The sequence below is a fragment of the Anaeromyxobacter oryzisoli genome (genome assembly GCF_022690765.1).
Classification (GTDB): Bacteria; Myxococcota; Myxococcia; order Myxococcales; family Anaeromyxobacteraceae; genus Anaeromyxobacter; species Anaeromyxobacter oryzisoli.
On sequence record NZ_JALCZA010000140.1, the window covers coordinates 1 to 5,998 of the forward strand.

At 74.7% G+C, this 5,998-nt stretch carries 6 protein-coding genes; 1 reads left to right on the forward strand and 5 read right to left on the reverse strand.

Features of this window, described 5'->3' with window-relative positions; genetic code table 11:
• The 4 genes from MNZ27_RS22680 to MNZ27_RS22695 form a co-directional block, all read right to left on the reverse strand.
• The coding region (locus tag MNZ27_RS22680) for a MaoC/PaaZ C-terminal domain-containing protein (protein ID WP_242396341.1) at positions 1 to 598 on the reverse strand (598 nt) is incomplete at its 3' end.
• Positions 599 to 617: 19 nt separating this feature from the next.
• Positions 618 to 1,052, reverse strand: a complete 435-nt coding sequence (locus tag MNZ27_RS22685; RefSeq protein ID WP_242396342.1) for an FAS1-like dehydratase domain-containing protein — start codon at positions 1,050 to 1,052, stop codon at positions 618 to 620.
• 9 nt (positions 1,053 to 1,061) lie between these two features.
• Positions 1,062 to 2,048 (reverse strand): dihydrodipicolinate reductase, encoded by a 987-nt coding sequence (locus tag MNZ27_RS22690; protein ID WP_242396343.1) that lies wholly within the window; start codon positions 2,046 to 2,048, stop codon positions 1,062 to 1,064.
• A 219-nt stretch (positions 2,049 to 2,267) separates the two neighbouring features.
• The gene (locus MNZ27_RS22695; RefSeq protein ID WP_242396344.1) at positions 2,268 to 2,888 is read right to left on the reverse strand and encodes a TlpA family protein disulfide reductase; all 621 of its coding nucleotides are present in this window, start codon (positions 2,886 to 2,888) and stop codon (positions 2,268 to 2,270) included.
• 69 nt (positions 2,889 to 2,957) lie between these two features.
• Between MNZ27_RS22695 and MNZ27_RS22700 the strand changes: the two genes are divergently transcribed.
• Positions 2,958 to 4,070 carry a DUF4388 domain-containing protein gene (locus tag MNZ27_RS22700; protein ID WP_242396345.1) on the forward strand — a complete coding sequence of 371 codons (1,113 nt, stop codon included), beginning with the start codon at positions 2,958 to 2,960 and terminating at the stop codon, positions 4,068 to 4,070.
• Positions 4,071 to 4,542: 472 nt separating this feature from the next.
• Here MNZ27_RS22700 and MNZ27_RS22705 read toward each other — a convergent pair whose 3' ends face one another.
• Positions 4,543 to 5,826 carry a penicillin-binding transpeptidase domain-containing protein gene (locus tag MNZ27_RS22705; RefSeq protein WP_242396346.1) on the reverse strand — a complete coding sequence of 428 codons (1,284 nt, stop codon included), beginning with the start codon at positions 5,824 to 5,826 and terminating at the stop codon, positions 4,543 to 4,545.
• Between the last annotated feature and the right edge of the window lie 172 nt (positions 5,827 to 5,998).

Genomic DNA, 5,998 nt, shown 5'->3' on the forward strand with positions numbered 1-5,998 from the left:
CGGGGGCCGGCGCGGGTGCGAGAGGCCGCGGCGGCGCGAGCGGGCGGCCCGCGACGACGGCCGGGCGCGGCGGCTGCGCGCGCGAGAGCTTCGCGAGGCGCGCCGCCTCCTCCTCCTGCGTCACCACGAGCGGCGGCTGGCCGACGCGCTGGCGGGCCTCGTCGTCCGCGCTGTAGAAGAGCTGGAACGTGGCGAGGCCCCGGACGACCAGCTCGCCGCGCTGGTTCTCGGCCCAGACCTCGATGTCGATGGCGTAGCGACCGCCCTCCTCGAAGCGGCGGTCGGTCACGCGACCGCGGGCCGTGAGCACGTCGCCCGGCCAGATGATCTTCACGAAGCGCGCCTGGAACCTGCGGAGCCGCGCGCCGCGGACCCAGTCCACGACCAGCTCGCCGAGGAACCCCATCGCGATCATCCCCGGCGCGAACGCGCTCGGGAAGCCGGAGTTCTTCGCGAACGGCTCGTCGATGGAGAGCGGGTTCCAGTCCTGGGCCGCGCCGGCGTAGCGCGCGATCTGCAGGCGATCCACCGGCGGCTTGACGAGCGGGGGCAGCTCGTCCCCGACCTTCACCGCCTCGAAGTAGAGCTGGCGTGCCATCAGCGTCATCGTCCCCTCGTCAGCGACGGAGGATGAGCGTCTCGCGCGAGCGGAACAGCAGCTCGCCCCGGTCGTCTCGCCCCTCGTCCTCGATCACGATCACGTCGGTCGGGCCGCTCGCCGCCGGGCGCTCGAGCACGTCCGCGACCCGGCTCGTGACCGTCACCCGATCGCCCGCGACGAGCGGCCGGCCGTACTCGAAGAGCTGCTCGCCGTGCAGGATCGACCGCGTCCCGAGGTCGAGCGAGTGACGGAAGCGCTCGTTCGAGGCGAGCGCGACGGGGAACGTCGGCGGCGCCACCAGCCCCCCGAACCCGGCCGCCCGGGCCGCCGCCTCGTCCTGGTAGATCGGGTTCGGGTCCCCGAGCGCCTCGGCGAAGCGGCGGATGGCGCCCTTCTCCACCTCGTGCACGACGGGCTCGCTCTCCCGGCCCACGAGGGATCTGTCGAGCATGTCCGCGCCTCACCGCCCCGCGGGCAGATCGAGCACGGTGACGAGGCCGCGCAGCTCGGTCACCGCGGGGACGGCGTTGACGACGGCCGCCGCGCTGGCGAGATCGCCGTCGAGCCCGCCCGGGAAGAGGACCCGCACCGGCGGATCCGCGTCCAGCTCCAGCTCGTCGTGAGGGTCCTGGGCGCCCACCGAGATCGTGAGCTCGAGCCGGACCACCTCGCGCTCGTCGGCGAAGATCCGGGCGACCTGCGAGATGCCCGCGACCTGGCCGCGCCGCACCGGCACCGGACCGTCCCAGTCCTCCTCCGCGAGGAGCGGGATCATCTCGTCCTCCACCTCGTCCAGCGGCAGGCCGAGCCCCACCGCGGCCAGCGCCGCCGACTCGACCAGGCCGACGTGCCCGACGACGCCCCGCTCGGCCGCCTGGTCGAAGGCCTCCTCGTCGAGGCCCACGCCGATCTTCCGCAGGAGCGCCGTCCGGCGCCGCGCCGCGTCCACCACCCGCACGCCGCGCAGGTGGCGCACCGGCCCGGTGATCTGCCCCAGCACGGCGGGGAGCCGATCCAGGACGAAGCCGGGGTTCACCCCGGTCCCCAGGATCGCCACGTCGTGCTCCTCGGCGAGCCGATCCAGCGCCGACGCCTCCTCCTCATGGTCGAGGAAGGGGTAGGCGAGCTCCTCGCAGGTCGAGACGACCGAGAGGCCCGCCTCGACGGCGCGCTCGAGCTCCGGACGGACCTCGTCGAACCGGCTCCCGGTGGCGAGCAGGACGACGCCTCCCTTTGCCGCGGCGTAGGCCTCGCGCGGGTCGGACGCGATCGCCAGCGCCGGCGCGGCCGCCCCGATCACCTCGCCGAGCGGCCGTCCAGCCTTGGCCCGGGCCGCGTCCACCGCCGCGACGACCTCGAGATCGGGGCGCGCGAGCGCGAGGCGGGCGATCGCCTGGCCGATCTCGCCGAGCCCGACGAGCACCACCGGGATGCCGCTCTCTGCCACGCGCCCCTCCGGGGCGATACGGTGGGAAGACCGATCGCCGAATGTACGAAGATTCCGGGGTTTTTATAGTTCACGCCGTCTGCCCCTATCAAGAAAACCAGGGGCGCCGACCCTTCGGACGGGCGTAGGGCGGAAGCGCACCGGCTTATGCCGCGGTGCGTCAAGCACGGGAAATCAGTGGCGTTCGCCTCGGACCGAGGTCTGTGAGAGGGGACTGGCCTAGGAGCGGATGAGCTGCTCGAGGTAGGCGCGCGCGGCGGGGTTCGACCACTCGAGCGGGCCCTCGAAGAACCCCACGATCCGCCCGTCCTTCACCAGGTAGCTCTCGGGGAACATGATCTTCGGGCACGCCCCCCGCGCGGTGCAGAAGTAGGCGGCGACCGTCGTCTTCTCGCTCGACGCGTCGAGCGCCACGGTGATCCCCTGGGTCGAGCCAAGGTACGGCGGCGCGCCGAAGAACTCCTTCACCGGCGTCCACCCGTCGTCCGCGGAGATCGCCACCATCTTGAACTTCCCGGGGTAGCGCCCCTCGAGCTCGCGCCCCAGGGCGAGCATCGACGGCATCTCGTCACGGCAGGGCGGGCACCACGTCGCCCAGAAGTTCACGAACACGACCTGCCCCTTCACGGCCGCGAGGCTGAACCGCTTCCCGTCGATCGTCGGCAGGTCGATGGCCGGGGCGGCCGCGCTCGCGGTCCGGAAGATGTCGATGGAGCGGACGTCGGCGGACGGCGCGGGCGCGGGGAGCGGCGCCGCCTGGACCGGCTTGTCGTCGCGCTTGCACGCGGCGGCGAGGACGAGGGCGGCCGCGAGCGCGGCGCGGCGGAGCGAGGCGGTCATGACGGCGATGTTCTTACACGACGCCCCGGCTTGCCGCCAGCGGAGGTCCGTTGGAGACTCCGCCGACGCATGCGCGGCCTCATGGGCAGCTTCGCGGTCCTCCCGCTCGCCGACGTCGTGGAGCTGCTCGTACGTCGCAGGCTGTCGGGCACCCTCACCTGCGAGCGCGGCTCGATCCGCAAGACGCTCCACCTCGACCAGGGCGACGCGGTCGCGGCCGCCTCCAACGATCCGCGCGAGTTCCTCGGGCAGCTCCTCGTCGACTTCGGCCACCTCACCGAGGAGCAGCTCGCGAAGGCGTTCCGGACCCAGGAGGAGACGCGGGTCCGGCTCGGCAAGGTCCTCACGATGACGGGCCTCGTGCCGGCCACGACGGTCCGCGACGTCCTCGCGATCAAGATCCGGGAGACCCTGCTCGACGCGTTCCTCTGGGACGCCGGCGTGTTCTCCTTCGACGACGGCCCGCCGCCTGCGCCCGACGACACCGACCCGCGGGTGCCGCTCGCGGACATCGCCCGGGAGGCGGAGTTCCGGGCGACCGCGTGGAGCGCCTTCCGCGCCCAGTTCCCGACCGGCGGCGCGCCCCTCGAGGTGGACGAGGCGAAGGTCCCCGCCGGGCTCGCGCCGTCCACGATCGACGGGCGCCTGCTCGCGCTCGCCCGGGACGGCAAGACCATCGACGAGGTCGGCCTCGCCCTCCGCGCCACCGACTTCCAGCTCTACCAGCGGCTGTACGCCCTCGCGCGCCAGGGTGTCGTGCGCGCCGCGCCGCCGCCGGTGGGCGCCGTCGTACCCGCCGACGCGGTCGCCCCGGAGCTCCTGGATCGCGCGCGGGAGCTGCTCGCGGCGGGGCGGCCCGAGGACGCGGAGCGGGTGGCGGCCCGGGCGGTCGAGCTCGCGCCGGGCGCCGAGTCGGCGCGGGCGCTCCTCGCCGCGACGGAGCGGGCCCTCGGCGAGCACCTCCGCGCGGAGCTGCTCGCGCCCCCGCGGACGCCGCGGCTCCGGCTCGCCGCCGACGAGCTCGAGCGGCTGCGACTCCCCGCGACGGACCGGTACCTGCTCGCGCGCTGCGATGGACGGCGCACCGTGGAGGAGCTCACCCGCTTCGTGCCGCTGCGCGAGCTGGAGCTCCTCAAGGCGATCCGGCGGTTCGTGAGCGCCGGGTGGATCGCGCTCGGGTGACTCCGGCCGGTGACGGTGACGAGCACGGCTCAAGGAACGAACCCGAACCCGAACCCGTGCCCGTGCCCGTGCCCGTCACCGTCACCGTTCCCCGTGCCCGCCTCCCGCCTCCCGTGTCCCCTGGCCCGTGTCTCCGTCGGATCACGGGTTCGGGCCACGGGCCACGCGATCCGGTTCACGGGTCACGGAGAGACCGGTGACGGTGACGGGCACGGACCACGGCGCGTCCAGTGCCCGAACGCGAACCCGCACCCGTCCCCGTGCCCGTGCCCGTCACCGTGACCGTTCCCCGTGCCCGCCTCCCGCCTCCCGCCTCCCGTGGCCCCTGGCCCGTCATCCGACCGCGTCGGATCACGGGAACCGGGCCACGGGCCACGGGCCACGGGACCCGGCTCACGGATCACGGAGAAGCCGGTGACGGTGACGAGCACGGCTCACGGGGGAACCTGGCGGGGGCGCAGCCCCGATGTGATCAGGGCGCCGGCGCCTTCGCCGTCCGGAGTCCGGCGGCGACGGGCGCCGCCTCCGCGACTCGCGTCGCGAAGTACGCCTCGAGGGCGTCCCTCGCCACCTGCGGCGCGTGGACACGCCACACGGGGCCGTTCGCGATGACGGTCGCGACCGCGACCTCGGGGTGGTTCGCCGGGGCGTACCCGACGAACCACGAGTAATCGCGGTGTGGCAACGGCGGGCGATCGGCGAGCGAGCCGGTCTTCCCGGCCACCACCACGCCGCGGAGCGGGCCGCGAGCGCCGCGGAAGGCGCGCCGGCCGGTCCCGTCGCTGCAGGTGCCGCGCATCATCTCACCGAGCGCCCCGGCCACCGCCTCGTCCACCACGCGCCAGGGCGCGGCGGGCGCGGGCGTGGCCACGCCCTCGGCCTCGTCCACGATCACCGGCGGCACGAACACGCCGCCGTTCGCCACGATCGCGGCGAGGAGCGCGCCGTGCAGCGGGGAGAGCCGGACCGGCCCGAACCCCGCCGCGGTGTTGGCGAGCGGGAAGCCCGCCTCGGCGATGTCGGCCTTCGACACGTCGACCGCGCGCGCGAACGGGATCGACTCGTTGAAGAGGAAGCGCTTCGCCTCCGCGCGCAGCAGCGCGGCGTCGAGGCCGCGATCGGCGAGCTTCGCGAACACCACGTTCGTCGAGTGGCCGAAGGCGCGCTCGAGGGTGGTGCAGCTCCGGTCGCGGCGGGGGTCGTCGGAGAGCAGCGCCGGCTGCAGCCGGCTCCGGCCGCCGTGGTAGCAGACCTCGTCGTCCGGCCGGATGCCCTGCTCGAGGAGGGCGGCGGTCGTCACGATCTTGAAGATGCTCGCGGCCGGCGCGAACGCGCTGAGCGCGAGGCCGCGCCGGCCCGGCTCGGCCTGGGAGTGCTCGGCCATCGCCAGGACCTTGCCGGTGGCGGGCTCGAGGAGGACCGTCGCCCCCCACGGGACCGCGTAGTTCTGGAGGGTCCGCTCGAGGCGCGCCTGGAGGCGCGGGTCGAGGGTGAGCACCGCCCGCCCCGAGCCGAACGGGGCGACGTACCGGCCGCGGGCGGGGTCGAGCCGGAACTCGCCCAGCGGCGGCGCGGCGGCGGCGGGGCGATGCGCCGCCGCGGAGGGCTTCGCGGACGCGCCCGCGGCGGCGTCGATGGTGACGTGGGCGGTCGCCGTCGGCGAGGGGGCGCCCGCGGCGGCGTGCGATGCGGCCAGTCCCGCGAGGAACAGCGCGCTCGCAGGGGCCAGGACTGCGGAGATCTTGGAGAGCTTCATGTGCGTGGAACGTGGGACGCGACGCAGTGTGCCCGAAGCGACCGGCCGCGTCAAAGTACGGTCCCGTATGGCCCGCGCCAGCGCCTGGCCGGGGGACACGCCCCACCCGAATGCTTGAGCCGCAGCGAATCCCGACACCCCGGCGCGGGGGCGCGCCGGTCGGCCCGATCAG